The 18,227-nt window shown below is 61.0% G+C and carries 10 protein-coding genes; 1 reads left to right on the plus strand and 9 read right to left on the minus strand.

Translation table 11 applies throughout. From position 1 onward, the window contains the following. Nucleotides 1-202: 202 nt before the first annotated feature. A complete protein-coding gene (locus tag V7650_RS10045) occupies nucleotides 203-2,998 on the plus strand; it encodes a CHAT domain-containing tetratricopeptide repeat protein (protein WP_335656296.1) in 2,796 nt (931 codons plus the stop codon). Between the two features lie 75 nt (nucleotides 2,999-3,073). On the opposite strand, the gene V7650_RS10050 is transcribed toward V7650_RS10045, so the two are convergent. The 9 genes from V7650_RS10050 to V7650_RS10090 form a co-directional block, all read right to left on the minus strand. Then, complete coding sequence (locus tag V7650_RS10050) at nucleotides 3,074-3,910, minus strand: SH3 domain-containing protein (RefSeq protein ID WP_335656108.1); 837 nt, start codon at nucleotides 3,908-3,910, stop codon at nucleotides 3,074-3,076. A gap of 226 nt (nucleotides 3,911-4,136) precedes the next feature. Then, complete coding sequence (locus tag V7650_RS10055; protein WP_335656109.1) at nucleotides 4,137-7,058, minus strand: hypothetical protein; 2,922 nt, start codon at nucleotides 7,056-7,058, stop codon at nucleotides 4,137-4,139. 31 nt (nucleotides 7,059-7,089) lie between these two features. Further along, the gene (locus V7650_RS10060) at nucleotides 7,090-8,421 is read right to left on the minus strand and encodes a surface lipoprotein assembly modifier (protein ID WP_335656110.1); all 1,332 of its coding nucleotides are present in this window, start codon (nucleotides 8,419-8,421) and stop codon (nucleotides 7,090-7,092) included. A gap of 241 nt (nucleotides 8,422-8,662) precedes the next feature. After that, nucleotides 8,663-10,930 (minus strand): TonB-dependent receptor, encoded by a 2,268-nt coding sequence (locus tag V7650_RS10065; protein ID WP_335656111.1) that lies wholly within the window; start codon nucleotides 10,928-10,930, stop codon nucleotides 8,663-8,665. Between the two features lie 162 nt (nucleotides 10,931-11,092). Beyond that, complete coding sequence (locus tag V7650_RS10070; protein ID WP_335656112.1) at nucleotides 11,093-12,670, minus strand: long-chain-fatty-acid--CoA ligase; 1,578 nt, start codon at nucleotides 12,668-12,670, stop codon at nucleotides 11,093-11,095. Next, nucleotides 12,667-13,401: a hypothetical protein gene (locus tag V7650_RS10075; protein ID WP_335656113.1), complete on the minus strand. Its 735-nt coding sequence runs from the start codon at nucleotides 13,399-13,401 to the stop codon at nucleotides 12,667-12,669. The genes V7650_RS10070 and V7650_RS10075 overlap by 4 nt, the downstream gene beginning before the upstream one ends. 3 nt (nucleotides 13,402-13,404) lie before the next feature. Continuing rightward, on the minus strand, nucleotides 13,405-15,666 hold the full coding sequence (locus V7650_RS10080) for a hydantoinase B/oxoprolinase family protein (RefSeq protein WP_335656114.1): 2,262 nt from the start codon (nucleotides 15,664-15,666) through the stop codon (nucleotides 13,405-13,407). Then, on the minus strand, nucleotides 15,663-17,819 hold the full coding sequence (locus V7650_RS10085) for a hydantoinase/oxoprolinase family protein (protein WP_335656115.1): 2,157 nt from the start codon (nucleotides 17,817-17,819) through the stop codon (nucleotides 15,663-15,665). Before V7650_RS10085 ends, V7650_RS10080 begins: the two co-directional genes overlap by 4 nt. Next, nucleotides 17,816-18,226: an acetone carboxylase subunit gamma gene (locus V7650_RS10090; protein ID WP_335656116.1), complete on the minus strand. Its 411-nt coding sequence runs from the start codon at nucleotides 18,224-18,226 to the stop codon at nucleotides 17,816-17,818. The genes V7650_RS10085 and V7650_RS10090 overlap by 4 nt, the downstream gene beginning before the upstream one ends. Nucleotide 18,227 lies beyond the last annotated feature (1 nt).

Below are 18,227 nucleotides of genomic sequence, written 5' to 3' on the forward strand. Positions count from 1 at the left end.
GCTTATTCTGGTGACTGGTTTACCATCCGCTCCGGGTCGCGCCAGAATTTTCAGTTTCGAGAGTGAGGTTTTGATGCGTTGTTGGGGGTTGTCGGTCGCTCTGTCGTTGCTCTTATTGGCGGGCTCAGGGGCTGTCTGGGCGAGCACGCAAGAGACCGGGGTACAAGCTGAAAATAACGTGCTGGAAGCGGAATTGCAGAGGATGCTGCTCCGCGACCGCTTCGAAAAGCCCGATGCCGAACGCGATGCCTGGGCCGCCTTTCAGCAAAAGGTCGATGCCGATCCGGCGGTTGATGGCCTGCTCAAGGCGCGCGTCCACAACCGGATGGCGATTTCCTATTTCTATACCAATGAATATGACAAGGGCTGGGCCGAGGTCGAACAGGCCGAGGCTCTGATTGCTACGCTGCCGGCGGGCAGCGCGAGCGGTTTTCTTTATGAGCTTCTCGCCTATGCCAGCCTGATCTCCACCGACCTGAAAGAGATCGACCGGGCCAGCGCCTACGCCGAGCGCTCCATGACGGAGGCGTTGCGCAGCTTCGGCGAGGAAAGCGGGGCAGCGGCGCTGGCCTATAATGCAAAGGGGTATCTGGGGTACAAGACCGGCAATACCAAACTTGCGCAGCAGCATATGTGCAGCGCGGCGGTGCTGGCGGCCCGGCATTTGCCGCTCAGCGACCCCATGGTTGCCAATAATTATGTCTCCTGCGGCGTCACCATGTATTTCAACGATGATCCGAAAACCGCTGAAACGATGGAATATGCGGCATCGATCGCCTATGAAAATCTGGCACCGCAACATCCGGTGGTCGGGCTGGCGCTGAACGGCTCGAGCGGCGTTCTCAATCTGCTGGGCCGCTATGCCGAAACGGAAATCATCCTCCAGAGACAGATCGAGATCGAACGCCGCAATCGGGGCCTGCAATCGCCGGAAGTCTACAATCCGCTGTCGATGCTGGCGGATGTTCTGGTCGCGCAGGGCAAGCTCGAGGAAGCCCTGGCTATCCAGCGCAATGCGACCGCCTATGCGCATCAGATGGACAAGGGCGGCGATCCCTCCGCGCGCGGCTTTTCATCGGTGAAGCTGGCGGTGCTGCTGGATCAGCTTGGCCCGAATGACGAATCTAGACAGCTCTACCTGTCCGGCATAGAGGAAGTGAAAGCGGATCTTCAGCCCGGTGACGCCTGGATCCATCTGGCCGAACTGGCCTACGCCCATCATCTCTATCGCTCTGATGACCAGGCCGGTGGTCTGACGATGGCGCAGCGGGCCTTTGCCGATTTGACCACCGCCCTGCCCGAAGGCCATCGCGATCGTATCGTCTGGGATTTGCGCATCGCCGAAATGATGGCGCAGCAAGGCCAGGCCGAAGCCGGCTATGCGCGCGGCTTGCCGATCGCCAACCGGCTCGAGGAAAAATTGCTGGGCTATGCATCCGCGCGACCGGAACTGATCTCCTACTCGCCGATCATGACCGCCGGCTTTGCCAGCTTTGCCCATAGCGCGCTGCTCGCCGGCGATGAGGAAGCCGCCGTCAAGGCGGCGCAGCTGACCCTGCTGTCCGAATTGTCGACCGCCAACGCCAATCTGGCGCTGCGGGCCGCAGCCAAAGACAAGGGATTCGACGACCGGTTGCAGGCCATTCGCAGGACGCGCAGCGAGCTCCAGACCCTCAAGGCCAGTCTGATGAAGGCCGAAGCCGAAGTTTCCGACAATCTTCAGGAGATCAGCCAGAAATCGCGGGAGCGGCAGTCGGCGCTGGAAACTCTGGAAAAATCGCTGGCAGAAGACTTCCCGGAATATACCGGCCTCAGCCGGCCGTCCGTGCTGAGCCTTGCGGAGATCCGGGCCAATCTGTCCGACGATCAGGCGGTGATTTTCCCCGTTGCCCTCAGCGATCAGTTCCTGACGATCATCGTGACCCGCACCGGCCTGTACTGGGACACCAGCGACAATCACGGCATGCGCCTGTACCGGCAAACCAGCCAGCTGTTGTCGGAAATCACCAATGCCCGGTTCGCCGGCGACATCGAACAGACAGGCTTTAATGCCAATGCGGCGCACCAGTTGTTCCGGACGATTTTCCCCGGCAGCCTTTACGGCCAGATCGCCGACAAATCGGAACTGCTGTTTCCCGCCTCGGGAGCGATCGCCAAATTGCCGCCGCATATCATGCTGACCCGTCCGGCGAGGGCCGGCGAGCCGCTCAGTCAGCTTCCCTGGCTGGTTCGCGAAAAATCGGTCGCCATTTATTCCAGTCTCGGCGAACAAATGAAGCCGCTGGGAGAGAAGCGGGTGCGCGACCGGTTTGCAGGCATCGGGGCGCCGACCCTGAACGGAGGAGGTCCGGTCGAACTGGCATCGGTGAACCTGTTCCGGGGCGGTGCGGTGGATGTAAAATCGCTGCGTTCGCTGCCCGAACTGCCCAAGGCCCGATCGGAACTGCAACAGATTGAAACCGCTTTCGGATCCAATGTCTCAACCCTGTTGACCGGCAATGAAGCGACCGAAAAGGCAGTGCGCGCCTTGGATCTGACTTCCTATTCGGTGATCGCTTTTGCCACCCACGGATTGGTCAGCGGCGAACTCAACGGTCTGCTGGAACCGGCGCTGGTGTTCACGCCGCCGGACCAGACGACGCCGGAGAATGACGGCTTGCTGACCGCCACGGAGATTTCCCAGATGACCATACCGGCCGACTGGGTGATCCTCTCGGCCTGCAACAGCGGCGGCGGCAGGAACAACAGCGCCCCGACCTATTCCGGCCTGGCCCGCGCCTTCCGCCTGGCCGGCGCCCGATCGCTGCTGCTCTCGCACTGGGAAGTGCGCGATGACGCCGCGGCGATGCTCACGATCAACACCGTGAAAAATGCCGCTGCCGGCATGCCCCGGTCCGAGGCGCTGCGCCAGGCGCAGCTGAAGCTGATTGATGACCCGTCAATTCCGGGCGCCGCTCACCCTGCAATATGGGCCCCCTTCATCCTGATCGGCAGCTGACATTTGCGAAAAGGGTGCCCTCCCTTGCGGAGGACACCCCTTCCCATCAGCGACGAACCTGCGCTCGGGTCGCAACTAGCGCAGATCTTCGACCGAAACCCATCCCTTTGTACCGTAATTGTCGGTCACCTCGACAAACAGGCCGTCCTTTTTGCCTGTTGGGGTCAGCTCTGTATCCGCTCTCAGCGACCGGACTTCCGCACCGGCTTTCGAGGCGCTTGCGCGCATCGCCGTGGCGACCGCAACCGTGTAGGAGGCGGCATCCGATCCGGCGGGCGCCGTCTGTTGCTGGCTTGTCAGCGCACCGGCCTGCGAAGCGAGATTGTTATAGGCCTGGATGAACGCGCTGGTCATCATCTTGCCGTCCTTCGAGGAAGCATATTGGCCAAATTGGCCTTGGCTTGCGGCCACCCAGTCACTGCTGTTGAGAATCTTGATCGTCGATTTCTGACTGACACCGCTGCCCGAAAGCAGAGTCTGGCCATTGGCGGGATTCATCAGTCGCAAACCGGCGGAGACCGTTTTCTTCTTGCCGCCCAGGCCCCCGAACATGCCGATCAACGCTCCGCCCATCGGTACCTTGCTCAATATCGTTCCAGCAGCGCCCGATTGGACCAGGCCGCCCTTCAAAAGACCCGTCGCCGTATTCATGGTCTGGTCCACTTCTTCCTGGGAACCGGCGATTGCCGACAGCAGATAATGTGCGGACTGGCCATTTGCGCCGGTGTGCAGCGTGAAGCAGCCCGACTCTTGGACAATGGCACCGAGCATGCCGCGCGGACTCGACAGGCCAAACTGGCTCCATCCTTGCGTGTCACCGTCGGTAATCGCGATTGTTCCATAGGAGGAATCGCATTTCATCACCGCGGTGTCTTCGCTGTCCGCTGCGTGCAGCGGTGCGGACAAACCCATGACTAAGGCGGTCGCTGATAGTATCCCCGCAAACCGTTTACAATTGCTCATGATCCCGTTTCCCTTTTTCGATTTTGCCAGGGGAAACTGGCGCCAAACCGCCGCATGTTCCAGTTACACCTTCTGTTAGTTTGATGACAAAGACTGTTATCGAACATGGGGAGCATTTGTCCGGCCCGTATCTGACCATGTTCAGCGACGGGCCGGAACTGTCTGGCGAGGAGAGTCATTTGAACGAGAAACCAGGGCCCAGCTTTTCTTTGAAGTTTCTGATTGTGTCGGACGTCAACATTCCGAATCCATTGTCCGAAGGGATGCGAGACAGTTGGCCGAGCGCTGAATTCATACCCGGATTATGGGTATCTGCTCCCGTCCAGGCGGACCAGTCACTGCCGGCAGTTTTGTTTCCAGTTGCGGTGGATCCGGCAGCCGCGAAAGCAGCGACACCATCTACTTGTGAAAACGGTCCCCCCGAGCCAAAAGTGTAGCTGAACCCGGCATGTTTGCCGCCATCTCCGGCCAGAAAACCGACGATGATCGCATTGCATTGCCCCCCGCAGATCGAACCACTGCCGTTTGCCACCAGATCGAAGGAGAAAAAGCGCCCGATAGCATCCCCTTCCATCGCGACGGCCATCCCGCCGTTTGTCGGATCCGCGCTGCCGCCCGCGGTACCAAATGTATAGCTGTTGTCATAGATATCCACTTGAGCGCTAACACCGACCAACGGTTGCGCGCCAAAGGCAACGGACAGGCTGCCATCGAAATTGCCCAAACCGCCGACGCGAACGCTCGGTTTGGTGGCGCCGATCAGGGTGTAATCCACTTTGCCGGAAGTCGGCAAGTTGGCCGCCGGTGAACCGGTTATTATGTGGAAGCCATTGCCATCGATAAAATCCAGACCGTCTTCATAGGCATAAAACGTGCCACCGGTAATGCCGTCCGCCCAGCGCGTCCAGCCGATAATGCCGCCGACACTGCCGGATTCAAATTCCTTGGCGGTTCCGATTGTTGGATTTTCCTCATCGCTGAAAACATAACCGATCGGCGCTCCACTGACGCCATAGGTAACCTGGCCGAAGCGCTGATCAATTCCGACTTTCTCGCCTGCAGCATAAGAAATATGCTGATTTTCGCGGACGGTTCCTGAAGGCGGAACAGGATCGGTTCCACCGCCATTCAAGGCGAATATTCCGAGACCAAGGGCTTGAACAAATCCGGCGGACGAGCTGTCGTTCACATTGAAGCCAAGCCCGATATAGGCGCCATCTGCGCCATAGAGCTGGCCGCTGACATTACCGTTGCAGCTACCCTTGCAGGCATCGCCACCGAATGCGGTGATCGGTACAGCCCCGCCAAAGGTGAAATCAGCCTGGACCACATAGTCTGACTGGGAGGGATCTGCCGCGCCGCCAACGGTGGAGGTCCGCCACATATAATTGCCGACATTCAGTTCCAGATCCCAGCCGATTGGGTTGATCGCACCGGTCGAGATCGCCAGCTGACCGGTAAAGGTCCCCGGCGCCGCGCTACCGTCGGACAAGGTCGCCCGGGTTGAACCGACCAGGTCGTAGGTCAAAAGGCCGGTACGATTGAACGAGGTTGACGCTGTTCCGGACATGACATGGAAGCCCTGATTGGGCCCATAGACGATGCCGTTGATCGTGCCGTTGGTCCAGCGGGCAAAGGCGACATCGTCAAACGATCCGAACTCCGCAACTTCCGCGTCACCGATCATGGTGGTCCCGGTAAAAATGCTGGCGAAACTCTGGATTTTTCCATCGACCAGTTCGACGTCGCCCTGTCCGAAATCCACCAGTCCGCTCGCCCCGAATGCATAGGTCAGCTGATTGCTGCGGGTCTCTGTCGGCCCCGGAGTGGGGGTTGGAGTCGGCGTGGGAGTCGGCGTAGGAGTTGGAGTTGGAGTCGGTGTTGGGGTCGGCGTTGGCGTGCCGCCGGTGCCGCCGGTGCCGCCGCCGAATTGTGGCGGTACGATATAGCCGGCCAGCCGGAACAATCTGGCCAGTTCGTCCACATCGAGGCCCGGAGGAAAGGCATTGGCAAAGAGAATATCGACCAGCGCCTGCACCGTCGGATCGCCGGGCGGAATGGTCCCGCCAGCGGCGACCAGCGCGAGCAGGTCGGCGAGCGAACCAAAGCTCGGCCCCTGGCCGGCAATGCCGCTGATCGTGAATCCGGCATTACCCAGCGCGCGCAGGAACTGCTCCAACTGGAACTGGGAGATGCCCGAAGGCGCGCCGAAGGTCTGGAGATTGAACAGGAATGCCTGAATCTGCGCCGGCGTCAGGCCGGTGTAGGACCCGAGGCCGCCGGCCGACTGCAGCGCGGCGAGAATCTCGCTGAACAGCTGCAGGGCTACGGCCGGATCAAGCGCCCCTGTCTGGGCCTGCACCAATGCCTGGAACTGGGCCGGCGTCGTCGCCGCCTGCAATGTGCCCGGCAAGAAAGTCTGGGTCTGCGATACGCCGGCAAAGCCGAGCGAGGTCGGCGTGGTCTGGCTGGCGTTGGCAAGGAACTGGGCCGCGTTGCGCTGGGCCTGCTGAACCTGCTGCAATGGCGTCGCGACGCCGCTGCGATTGGGCTGTGCACCAGCCGTCACGGTGGACGAGGGACCGGAGCCGTTGCCCGAACGAAAGGCGCGGCCGGCAGGGAACGCGCGGGTGGCACCGTTGCTGGCCACCTGCATCGAGCCGCTGAGCGCAAATCCGGAAAAGCTGCCGTCTGCGGCGATCTTACCGCTCGCGCTGCTGCCGGGCTTCAGGGTTATCTGGCTGCCATTGCCGGCGACAATCGGTCTTGGTGCGCCACTGGCAGGGGCAGAGGCGGTGAAGCTGCCGCTTGCGACCGACAATTGGCCATCCGGGGAAAGCGAATAGCGGGCTGGGCCCATGATACTGACCATGGTGCCGTCATCCAGCTTGAGCTGGACGATGCCCGAAGAGACTTGCTGTTCGCCATCGCCATTCTCGCCCGAGGGTGCATCGGCGGCGGAGGAGAACACCAGTTCCGCTGCCCACAGCGGTGATCCTGGAACGAAAATCGCAAACAGGGTGGTCGCCAGCGCGCTGGCCCCGGCCAGTTTGACATCGGTCAGCAGGCTGGTGTTTCTGTGTTGGGTCTGGGTCATGATGGTTCTCCCCCGGGTAATGTTGTTGAAACTAGAAGCTCAGGCGCGCACCGACAGAAGCGGTCCAGCGGTCATAGTCATAGAGCCCGATATTGCTGTCGTTGCGGGTATAGGTGACGCGCGGCCGCACGCTGATCTTGTCGGTGAACCGGTATCGCAGGCCCAGCGACGCATCATATTGCGTGTCCTTGCGGCCCTTCAGGAACAGCGGATCGCGGCTGTCATAATTGCGGTGCTCGACGCTGGCACCGGCAATGACGGCCGCCTTGTCGCCGAGACTCCATTCGCCGCCAAGCTGCGCGCTGGCAAAGGCATAGCTCAATTGGTCGGCACCCGCGCGGCGGGTCTCTTCCTTGCCGCCGCCAAGGCCGCCGTAGATAGTCTTGTCGGCATAGGTGATGCTGCCGGAAAAGCGCTCTGCATCCTGCAGCGGGCTGCCGTCGTAGTTGAGGCGGAAATACTGGCCGCTAACCGACAGCGCCCGGTCGCCCGACAGACGCTTGGTGTAGCGTACATCACCGCCAACGCTCGTCCGGTAGCCATTATGGCCAAGCCAGAACCGCTGTCCCTGACCGGAAAGCGAAACGACATCGCCATTGGCCAGGCTGTGCGAAAGGCCGATCGTGCCCACCGCCGAAGCCTGGTCAACGAAACGGCTGTCGATATTGTCCCGCCAGTTGCCCAGCAGCGATCCGAACAGGCGGGTCTGCCGGCTGAGCGGGGTCGAGCCGGACAGGCCGCCCTGGATCTGGTAGAAGCCGGCGTCCTGTTCCCGTGCCGCCCCGTTCAGGGTCGCGGGACCGAGGAAGGCGAACAGCGGCAGGGTGATCGAAATCGCGTCGGTTGCCGTGTTGATATTGCTGTCATATCCGCCCTCGACATCGAGATAGCCGGTCAGCTCGGAGCCGCCGCCCGCGATTGCGCTGTCCAGCTGGCGCACCATCCCGTCGATGCGGTTGCGGACCGGATCGGAGATCGCGGGGTTGCCGCGCACGGTCTCGAATTCGGCCCTTGCCGTGTCGACGTCTCCGGCTATGGCATAGGCGCGGGCCAGCTCGGCTTGCGCCCGCGCATTTCCTGGCTGAGTCGCCAGCACGCGCTGGAAGGCGATGATGGCTTCGCCATGGCGACCGCTTTCGAGTGCGGCGAGACCCAGCGCCATATCAAATTCGGGCCGGCCGGCGCGCTCGCTTTCCCGGTTCTTGAGAGCAACATAGGCGGCGTCGGCCTGACCGCCATTCACCTGCGCCATCGCGCTCGCGACATCCGGGTCGCTCTGTGCAGCTGCTACCGCCAATGGCAATGGCAGCAAGCAAGTGGTTAAAGCAAATGTCGACAGCGCAACAGCTTTGGAAAAGCGCATTCAGGCCCCCTGTAACTTCATCAGATGAAATCGGAATAGGGCAGCGCCGCCGCGCAGGCTTGTTACAAGCATCGACTTGAAGATTACAAAGGCGGTTAGTGTTTCAGGCCTGAAGATTGAAACGACCAGCCTGATGAGCCGGCTAGAATTTGGAATTCCGCAGGGGCAGTGGCATTATCTCTGAAATGAGGGAAAGTGGCTGTTCATTCCGGCCTTTGTTGCCGACGAGAACAGCCAATCGCTAAAATCGATATCCGACAGACAGGCCATAGGTCCGCGGCGTGTTGTACCAGACATTCTGATAGCCAAAAAGCCCCACTTCTACCACATCGATGATATTGACTTCATTGGTGAGGTTCTTGGCCCAAAGCGCCACTTCGATCGCCTCGTCCTTGCTGGTCCAGGCAAGCCGCGCATCCAGATTGACCGTGGCGCCTTCGCTGCTGAGCTCGACCAGCTCGCGCTCGTCATAATAGCGAATTCCGGTATAGGTGAAGTCGCCTCGCAGTACGAAATCGCCGATCGAGGTCGGGATCGTATAGCGGCCGTATAGATTGAATTGCGAATTGGGCGCCCCGATCAGGCGGTTACCGCTCAGGTCCTCGGTAATGCCGCCATTGGTGCGGCTGAAATTCTTATACTCGCTGTCGAGAATGCCGAGGCTGCCCCCTACTTCGAAATCGTCGGTCAGCAACGCCTGCAGTTCGAATTCCAGGCCCTTGATGCTGGCATCCGACGCGTTCTCGATGAACTGGAGGCCGCCGGCGGTGAAGGTGAAAACCTGAAGATCACTATAGTCATAGAGAAAACTGGTGACATTGAACTGGACGCGATTGTCGAACAGCGAGGTCCGCACGCCCGCTTCGTAGCTGATCACGATTTCGGGATCGTAGATTTTGAGCGCACCGACCGGATCATTGAACGCGCCGGTATTGAAACCCCCGCTGGTGAAGCCGCGATTGATGCTGACAAAGCCCATGATATCGTCGCTGAAATCATAGCTGAGGGCGGCGCGGCCAGACCATTCCGTCCAGCTCTCCTGCAGACTGATATCGAACAGCGGCCCCGGCAACAGATTGTTGCCGTTGCGGTCGGTACCAAAGCTGCTGTGTTGGAGATCGCGCTTCTCATGGTTGATCCGGCCGCCGACGGTCAGGTTGAGACGGTCGGTGATCTCCAGCTCGGCCTGGGCGAAAGCCGCAAACGTATCGGTCGACTGGATATAGAATTGATCAAAGGCCTCCAGCCCGCCAAGCGCGAAGCTGGCATCGGTGAGATTGTAGAAATTGTCCACTTCGCCGCGTTCGTGGAACAGGAAGCCGCCGATCACCCAGCTGAAGGCGTCGTCCGACGGCGAAGACAGTCGCAATTCCTGGGATATGGACTCAAAGTCCGAAGGCCCCCAATTAATGGTGAAGATCGTGCTCGGCGCGCCATTGCCTTCCTGCAGCACATGGCGCTGCGAAGTTTCATATCCGGTGACCGAGGTCACCGTATAGCCGTCGCCGAACGTGAAGTCGCCGACCAGCGATACGCCGAACAGATCGATTTTGGCGAAGGTTGGGCCCTCATAGGTATTTACATAAGGGTCCGGGTTGGGATCCTTGTAGCCAAAAATATCCACGCCCTGCCCGTTGATGATCGCCAGGCCGGGGAGTTTCACGGTATTGCCCAGCGCAAGCTGTGCCGGGTCGAAAATGCCCCGGTGGACGCTGTTGTTGTGGGTCGTATCCGACCCACCGCCATGGACATTCAGGCGAATATCCACGTCGGAGCTCGGTTGCCAGCGCAGGATCCCGCGCGCGGCCCACTGGTCGATATTGTTGACCTTCTGACCCGTGCCGAGGTCCGTGACATAGCCGTCGCGCCGCTGGTAGGTGCCGGCGACGCGCATCGACAGCGTATCACCCATCGGAACCGTGACCGCGCCTTCGGTTTCGAACGCGTCATAATTCCCGTAGCCCGCGCGGACATAGCCTTCGAGCTGGTCCTCAGGCAGTTTGGAATAGACGGAAATTGCCCCGCCGGTAGCGTTCTTTCCGTAAAGTGTTCCCTGCGGACCGCGCAGCACCTCGATACGCTCCAGATCATACATCTGGAACAGCTGGCCGGACGGCGCCGACAGATAAACCTGGTCGAGATAAATCGCGACCTTGCTTTCCGCGGTCTGGTTGAAATTATTGTTCCCGATCCCGCGCATGAAGACCTTGGGGCTCGATGTACCCCAAAGCGCGCTGATGTTGAGATTGGGAACGGCGGAAGAGAGATCCTCGACGTCGTTGAACCCGCTCTCGGTAATGCGCTGGGAATCGAGAGCGGAAATGGCCAGCGGAACATCCTGGAGCGATTCCTCGCGGCGCTGGGCAGTGACGATGATCGGACGGATGCCGCCTGCTTCTGTCCCTTGCTCTGCATCGGCAGCCGGCGCTTCCCCGGTCTGGGCATAAGCTGCCACGGGCATGAAAGCCAAGGCTGTTCCGGCGACAAGTGCTGCACGAATAATGCTCATTGCTATTAATCCTCCCTAATCATTCCGACCCTTTGAAGGGCTCTGTCGCACCGCTGGACGATGCTGCATTCTTTCATTGAAACAGTGGCGAGAGGAATAACCCACCCCGATGGGTAGGGTTTTGCGCATGCGTTTCCCCGTGATGGTGTTCGAGCGCCCTGGCTAACCGACGGACCTTTCCCCTCCCGTCCAATAGGGTTTGCGCAGCTCCTGTTTCAGCACCTTGCCGCTCGCGTTGCGCGGCAAGGCGGCGACACAGCTGATCCTGCGAGGCACCTTGTATCCGCCCAGCCTTGTCCGGCAGAAAGCAATCACCTCGTCCGTCGATATGTCATCGCCCGTGTCGGTTACGATCACAGCCAGCAAAGCTTCGCCGAATTTCGAGTCCGGAACGCCGATGACCGCCGCGTCAACGATGCGGGGATGATCAAACAGCACGTTCTCAATTTCGCGCGGATAAATATTCTCGCCGCCGCTTACCACCATGTCCTTGATCCGGTCGCGGATATAGAGATAGCCTTCTTCGTCGATTTCGCCGGCGTCACCGGTATGCGCCCAGCCGCCCTTGAGGAAATCCGCGGTTGCTTTTTCCATCGCCCAATAGCCGGGTACGATCTGCGGACCATGCGCCAGGATCTGTCCGATCTCTCGAGCGACGCACGGCTGGTCATGTTCATCCGCAATCCGCAGCCCCGTGCCCGGCAAGGGGCGGCCCGCGGCCAGCAGCAGATGGGCTTCCCCGGCCAGCGCCCGGCGATGCTCCCCAGCGCCCAGCAGGGTGAGGATCGCCGTCGTCTCGGTAAGGCCATAGGCCTGATAGACATCGCAGCCGAAACAGGAAACGGCCCGGCGCAACACGTCTTCGGCGATCGGCGATGCGCCGTACATCAGCATCTTCAGCGCCGACCAGTCCCGCTCGGCCACATCCGGCACGCCGGTCAGGCATGCCTGAATCATCGCGGGAACAAGAAAGGTGAAGGCGACGCGTTCGCGGTCCAGCGTTTCCACCACATCCACCGGATCGAAATCGGTCTTCAGGATGATCGACATGCCGCGCGCGGTACAGAAGGCGGCGATCCAGACCGCGGCAGCGTGATAGAGAGGTGTGACCACCAGCGCCGTGTCTCCGGCCTCGGGCAGCTGGGTGATCATGTTCGTCGTCTGGGCGATATTGGCGGCATAATTGGCATGGCTGACGACCACGCCCTTGGGCAGGCCGGTGGTGCCACTGGTATACATCTGGTAGAAAATGTCGTCCGACTGCACCGAGCATGAAAACGGCGATGCGTCCTGTTCCGCCAGCCATGGACGATAGGCCAGTGCCCCTTCGAGCGTGGCATCAAAGGAGATGAATGTCTCCACCGATGACAGCTCGACCGCGACCTTGCTGATCGCCGCATCATATCCGGCGCCGACAAAGACCAGCTTCGCGCCGGCATTGTCGAGGATATAGGTCCACTCGGCCGGGGCAAGGCGATAGTTGAGCGGCACCGGTACCGCTCCGGTCCGCGACGCGGCAAGATACATCAGCCACATGTCAGCGCAATTGCGCGACAGATAGCCGAACCTATCGCCCTTTTCGAGGCCAAGTCCGATCAGCCCATTGGCAATCCGGTTCACCTCGAGCGCAGCTTCGCCAAAGCTGAGCGTGCGATTGCCGTCATCCATGCACATCTGCCCGGGCCGGCTGGCCACCTGGAAATCGAACATGTCGTGAAAAAGCAGCCCTGACTGCATCATCCTGCCTCCCCTGCCCGGAGCGCGGAAAGACGCTGCAGCACGAACTCGGGCGGGGTCCCGGCTGCAATCCGGACCCGGACATGCAGAGCAGCCGGATCAGCTTGGCCGTCGGCGGAGAAGCCATCCTCGCCGATCGTCTGACAAGCGCCCTTGCCCAACGGCGAGAGCCTGTCGGCGGCAGGAAAACAATAGTCGGCGGCCTGGTGGTCCTGCTGACCAAGCAGCGCGATCGCGCATCCTGCATGTTCGGCAATGCGGAAAAGCAAACCGGCTTCCTCCAGCCCCGCCTGCTCCGGCTCAGCAAGGCCGACTATCCCGGACTCGACCGTAGCGATGGCGCGCAGGATATCCCCCAGCGCCATGGCCGCCATGTCGAGAGCATCTGCCTCGCTGCCGCCAAAAGCGGACGCCCCAGGAAGGACCGGCACAACCCTGGCAGAGCCCGCCGATACCGCCAGCGCGGTCACGCCCCGGCCAATCGTGTCGAGCAACTTGGCTTGGCTGACCGCTTCGTCCAGCGCATCGGCGCGGTCTTGTCCCGCGCCGCCGGCATCGCCCAGAAGGGGGTCGAGCAACGGCGCGAGCGGCAGGAGCAGCCGATCTGCGCCCAGCAAGCGGATCGCCTCGTCGCAGAAGATGCCGATACTGTCCGGTTGCAGCCAAGGATCCTCGCCGCTGCGCAACAGCTTCACGGCATAATCATGGGCCTCGAGCCAAAGCTGCCGCGCCATCGGTCAGCCCCGCCGCGCTTCGGCAAGTTCGCGTTCCAGCCGGGCGATCTTCACCTCGAGTGGGTTGGGCATGATCACCGGCGGGTTGACCTGACCCGCAGGATAGTAGCGGTCCGGTGACCCGGCATAGACCATCGCCGGGTCCTCCCACGAGCCATAATAGGGCAGATGTGCGGGCGGCTTTTCGGTCACGAATTCAGCACAATAGTCGTCAAACGACATGCTCTGTGCAAGCCGTTCCGCGCGCGCCTCGTCGCGGGCCAGACGGGTCGCGTCTTCGTCGACGATCCGCGTTTCCGGATCGAAAACAACGCGATAAATCCGCCACGCGACATCCTCCGAAACAAGGTCTTCGTGAAAATCGCGCATCACCTCTTCGGGGTCCCGTTCCAGCGGATCGCCAAAACCGCCGCCGGTGCCCTGCGCGATCATGTAGAGTTCGCCCCGCTCGGCCAGCGAATAGGGCATGAACATCGGGTGAGTGCTGTATTTTCCCTCGGGGAAAGGCCGCTCGTTCATCAGCTCCTCGATCGAAAAGCGGAATTGCGAGGGATCGCTCTGCATCGTCTCGAACACGTCAACATTGGATATTCGGCACAGTGGATAGGTCGGGCAGCCATAGCCACCGAAAAGGCCTGGCACGTTCGGAAATTTCGACCCGATCGCGGTCAGCATGAAACCCCAGACCGGGCTGTCGCGCAGCGCCAGGATCATCTGATAGCCCATGCCCCCGCGCTGGCGCCCAAAGCCCTGATTGTCCTTCATCAGTTTCTTGGAGACGAGCTGCACGAAGGGCATTTCCTCTTCCATGAATTCCTGCTCGCCGAGATCGGCCATGGTCGCGAAAATCGGTGCGCAGCTGTGTTGGCCATCACGATCGGACAGCGCGCCGCCGCCCATGCCGTTGATGTCCGCACAGACATTGCCAACCATCTCGCCATGCTGGGTCACGCCGCCGAACAGGAAGGTGTTGATCATGTTGAACCAGGGCGCGATCACCCGGGTATATTTGTCCGGCACAGAATAGAGATATTTCATCACGCAGACCTGCGCGACGCTCCACGAGGTGAACACCGACATCATGCTCTGCGCATTCGGCGTGCCGAAATCCGGCTTGAGGATCGACCGTTCGTCGAAGATGAACTCGATCGGTGCCAGCACCCCCTGGTTGCGCGGCAGGTCCGGCCAGATATAGGTCAGGAACAGCTGCGCCAGCATGCCTTTCAGCGTGATATCGAGCGAATTGTTCGACCGGTTGGTGAATTCCGGCGAGGATCCGCGATAGTCGAAGATCAGCCGGTCGCCCTTCTTGGTCAGCGCCAGATTGATCTTGATCATCGCGTTTTCGCGCAGCGTGCCGTCGGTCCACCAGCTGTGGCGCACCGTGCCGTCCGGCCATTCCTTCAGCCGCTTGCGCACCTCGACATCGGTGTCTTCAAGGTTCGAGCGCAAACAGGCGACGACCGCCTCCAGCCCGAATTCGCTGATCGCTTCGTGCATCCGCTGCTCGAGTCGGCGGCAGGTGAACATCTTCACCTTCATGTCGGCATATTGCAGCTTGGGCTCGCGCACCGAATTCTGCAGGAAGGTGACAATGTCCCGGCGCAGCGTGTAATTTTCGGCGACCCGGAAGGGCGACATTTTGAGTCCTTCGTCCCACACCTGCTCCGCCATCGAAGGCATGCCGCCCGGCTCGATTGCGCCATTTTCGCCCTCGTGGACGGTCGCGCCAACCCAGGCAACGAGCTTGCCATCCCAGAAGACGGGCATCATCATCGACTGGTCGGTGTTGTGCGCCTGTCCGTAGCGGGCATCGTTGACGAGGAATGCGTCGCCCTCGCGGACGCCGACCGTGGGTTCACCGGTCCAATATTTGTTGATGAACTTGATCGGATATTGCACCAGATTGCAGAAAATGACGACGCCGCCGGTGCTCGCCAGGCTGAGATCGCCGCTCGCGGTGAAGATGGCCGAAACGCAATCGCCCCATTTGGCGCCAGGCGCCGCGCCCATGCTTTCCAGCATGTCGAAGCTCTCGTTGGCTCCGGCGAGCAGGCGTTCGCGGACGATTTCGAGCCGCGCCGGATCGGTTTCCGCAGCCAGACTCCGGTCCTCAAGCGCGGTCCGCTCTTCCATGCCATGGTTGTTCATAATCAGCGGATCGGGGGCCAGGAACAGACTGGTGTCGCGCAAGAACTCGCTGACGCCTTCGTCCCCTGTTTCGGGATTTTCGCTGCCTGGCAGTTCGTTCGAATCGAGAGTCATTCTGCTTCTCCAATAATATCCTGGCGCTCCAGCCAGCCGGCACCATATTCGCCGACCGACAGCCGCCAGCCGGGCTCGACCAGAAAGGTGGTCGATTCAGAAATCACAACCGCCGGACCTTCGACGACATGGCCGGGCGACAACGAATCAAGGCGATAAAATCCGGTATCGGTCGGCTCGTCTCGGCCGATGAAATGGCAAAATTTGCGCACTTCCGGTTCGGGGGCCGGGCGAAGCGTTTCGGGGTCCGGGAGGACCTTCGAAAAGGCCAGCTTCGGCGCTCGGACAAAGGAGGCAACGCGCACCGTGTTGATCCGGATGCCCGCTTCCGGCGCCTGGCTCCCTTCGCCGAACCTTTTGCCGTAATCGCGCCCGAACAGGGCGATCAGCTCCAGCAGTTCGCGATTGCGCGTGATCCGGTTTTGCCCGACCACCACTGCGGTCTGCGCGAGCTGATTGCCGTAGCGCATGTCCAGCTCCAGCCGGTGCTCGATCTCGTCCTCGGCATAGCCCTGCCGCACGAGATCCTGGCGTCCGCGTTCTTCCAGCTGCTCGACAATGGCGTTGAAGCCATCGAAGTCGGAAAGCAGCGCGCGCGTCACGCTGTCGTAGATTTGCAGATAGACGGAGCGTTCGTGGATATGCAGCTGATCCATATTGCCCGCACCCACGGCCGAGAAGATCGCGCTGAACGGCGGCACCAGAACCTTTTTGATGCCGATGGCATCGGCGATGCCGCAGGCGTGCAGGGCGCCGTTTCCGCCATAGGCCAGCAACGTGAAATTGGCCGGTTCATAGCCCCGGGCGCGCAATTCCTGCGCGATGCCATTGGCCATGTCATTGTCGACCTTCTGCTTCACCAGCTTGGCCGCCGCCACCGCATCGATATCGAGCGGCTTGCCGATATTGCGCTGGAACAGGCTGGTCGCCCGCTTCTCGCTGAGCGCAATCTGGCCGCCGGCATAATTGTCCGGTTCGAGATAGCCGAGTATCAGATCGGCATCGGTCACCGTCACATCGCGGCCACCCTTGTCATAGCAGGCAGGCCCTGGATCAGAGCCCGCGCTTTCCGGACCCACCGCGACGGTCCTGCGCAGCCGGTCGTACCGGGCGACGGATCCGCCGCCTGCACCCAGGGTGACCAGATGGACCATCGGGATATTGACCATCCAGCGATCGATCACCGGGTTGAAATCGTAGAATTTGACGCCGCCTTCCACCACCAGGCCGATGTCGAAGGAGGTCCCTCCCATGTCGCTGCACACGACATTCCCGAGATCGGTCTCGGCGGCGAGATGCTCCGAGGCGCCGATTCCGGCGACCGGGCCGGAGTGAAGCGTCTGCAGCGCGTCCGTCGAATTGAGCTGAGCCATGCCGCCCGAATTGTGCACCACCTGCATCGGCCGCTCATGACCATTGTCACGCAGGTTCAATTCCAGCGTCGACAGACCGAGATACATCGCCTTGTGGAGAAAGGCATCGACAATGGCGGATGAGGTCCGGGCATATTCGCCCTTCCGGCCGGCCACGAGATGGGCCAGAATGATCGGTGCCGAGCCCAGCATATGCTCGGGATATTCGCTGCGGATCAGCTCCTCGACCCGCAGTTCGTGTGCCGGATTGACGACCGAGTTGACGAGGCTGACGACAAAGGCCTGGGCTCCGCGATCGACCAGCTTGCGCACCTGGCTGCGGACATCTTCCTTGTCCAGCGCCATGATGACCTCGCCCTTTTCCGACAGGCGCTCGCGCACGCCGGCGATCAGCGGGATCGGCACGATCGGCTCGGGCCGCTGGGCCATCGGCAAATCCTTGCGGAAGCGATCCGGCAGCCCTTCGCCATAGCCGCGCCCGCGGCTGAGCGGGACGCTGCTCTCGAAACCGGCGGTGGTGATCACGCCGATCGTTGGCCCTCGCCGCTCGATCAGCGCGTTGGTGCCCAGCGTCGTCGCATAGCGAACGCTGTCGACCTCTCCCATGACCTGTTCGAGGCTAAGATCGAGCTGCCCGATCGCCTGGCCCAGCGCGGCGTTGAAACCAAGCGCCAGATTCTGATGCGTGGTCAGCGCTTTGGCCGAAACATACTGATCCCCCCAGACCAGGAAGCAATCGGTAAAGGTACCGCCGATATCAACCGAAACCCGCTCCATCATTCACCCCCCTTGCGGTGATGATGCTGGGGCGGGACGAAGGCCGGACCGATCGCCGGCTCGGCCAGCGCATCGCGGTCCACCCACTGTGCCTTTAGAGCGTCAATATCGAGCTCGATATCATAAGCCGGCGGATGGCCGGGTGGCAGATATTCGGCCTCCATCTGGCGAGCGCAATGCGGGCAGTAATATTCCACGATCCGCGTCCATTCCGGATCGGGGGCAAAAGTGAAATCATAGCGATCCTTGTCGATAATCGGTGCATGAATATCCTGCGGGTTGCGCGGACGAACGCGCAGGAAGGATTTGTAATTCTCACGCGCCGAACCAAGTTCCGCTTCGCAACCCCGGCACTGCCATGTCTCTTTCTCGAGATCGATGACGAGCGCGTCGGTGATAAAAACATGCATG

The organism is Parasphingorhabdus sp. (genome assembly GCF_036964565.1).
Classification (GTDB): domain Bacteria; phylum Pseudomonadota; class Alphaproteobacteria; order Sphingomonadales; family Sphingomonadaceae; genus Parasphingorhabdus.

Excerpts from the sequence above, each read along its gene's own strand:
- V7650_RS10080 (WP_335656114.1), bottom strand. The coding sequence starts at position 15,666 with ATGACTCTCGATTCGAACGAACTGCCAGGCAGCGAAAATCCCGAAACA.
- V7650_RS10055 (WP_335656109.1), bottom strand. The coding sequence starts at position 7,058 with ATGACCCAGACCCAACACAGAAACACCAGCCTGCTGACCGATGTCAAA.
- V7650_RS10045 (WP_335656296.1), top strand. The coding sequence starts at position 203 with ATGCTGCTCCGCGACCGCTTCGAAAAGCCCGATGCCGAACGCGATGCC.
- V7650_RS10050 (WP_335656108.1), bottom strand. The coding sequence starts at position 3,910 with ATGGGTTTGTCCGCACCGCTGCACGCAGCGGACAGCGAAGACACCGCG.
- V7650_RS10085 (WP_335656115.1), bottom strand. The coding sequence starts at position 17,819 with ATGATGGAGCGGGTTTCGGTTGATATCGGCGGTACCTTTACCGATTGC.
- V7650_RS10075 (WP_335656113.1), bottom strand. The coding sequence starts at position 13,401 with ATGGCGCGGCAGCTTTGGCTCGAGGCCCATGATTATGCCGTGAAGCTG.
- V7650_RS10060 (WP_335656110.1), bottom strand. The coding sequence starts at position 8,421 with ATGCGCTTTTCCAAAGCTGTTGCGCTGTCGACATTTGCTTTAACCACT.
- V7650_RS10090 (WP_335656116.1), bottom strand. The coding sequence starts at position 18,226 with ATGCATGTTTTTATCACCGACGCGCTCGTCATCGATCTCGAGAAAGAG.
- V7650_RS10065 (WP_335656111.1), bottom strand. The coding sequence starts at position 10,930 with ATGAGCATTATTCGTGCAGCACTTGTCGCCGGAACAGCCTTGGCTTTC.
- V7650_RS10070 (WP_335656112.1), bottom strand. The coding sequence starts at position 12,670 with ATGATGCAGTCAGGGCTGCTTTTTCACGACATGTTCGATTTCCAGGTG.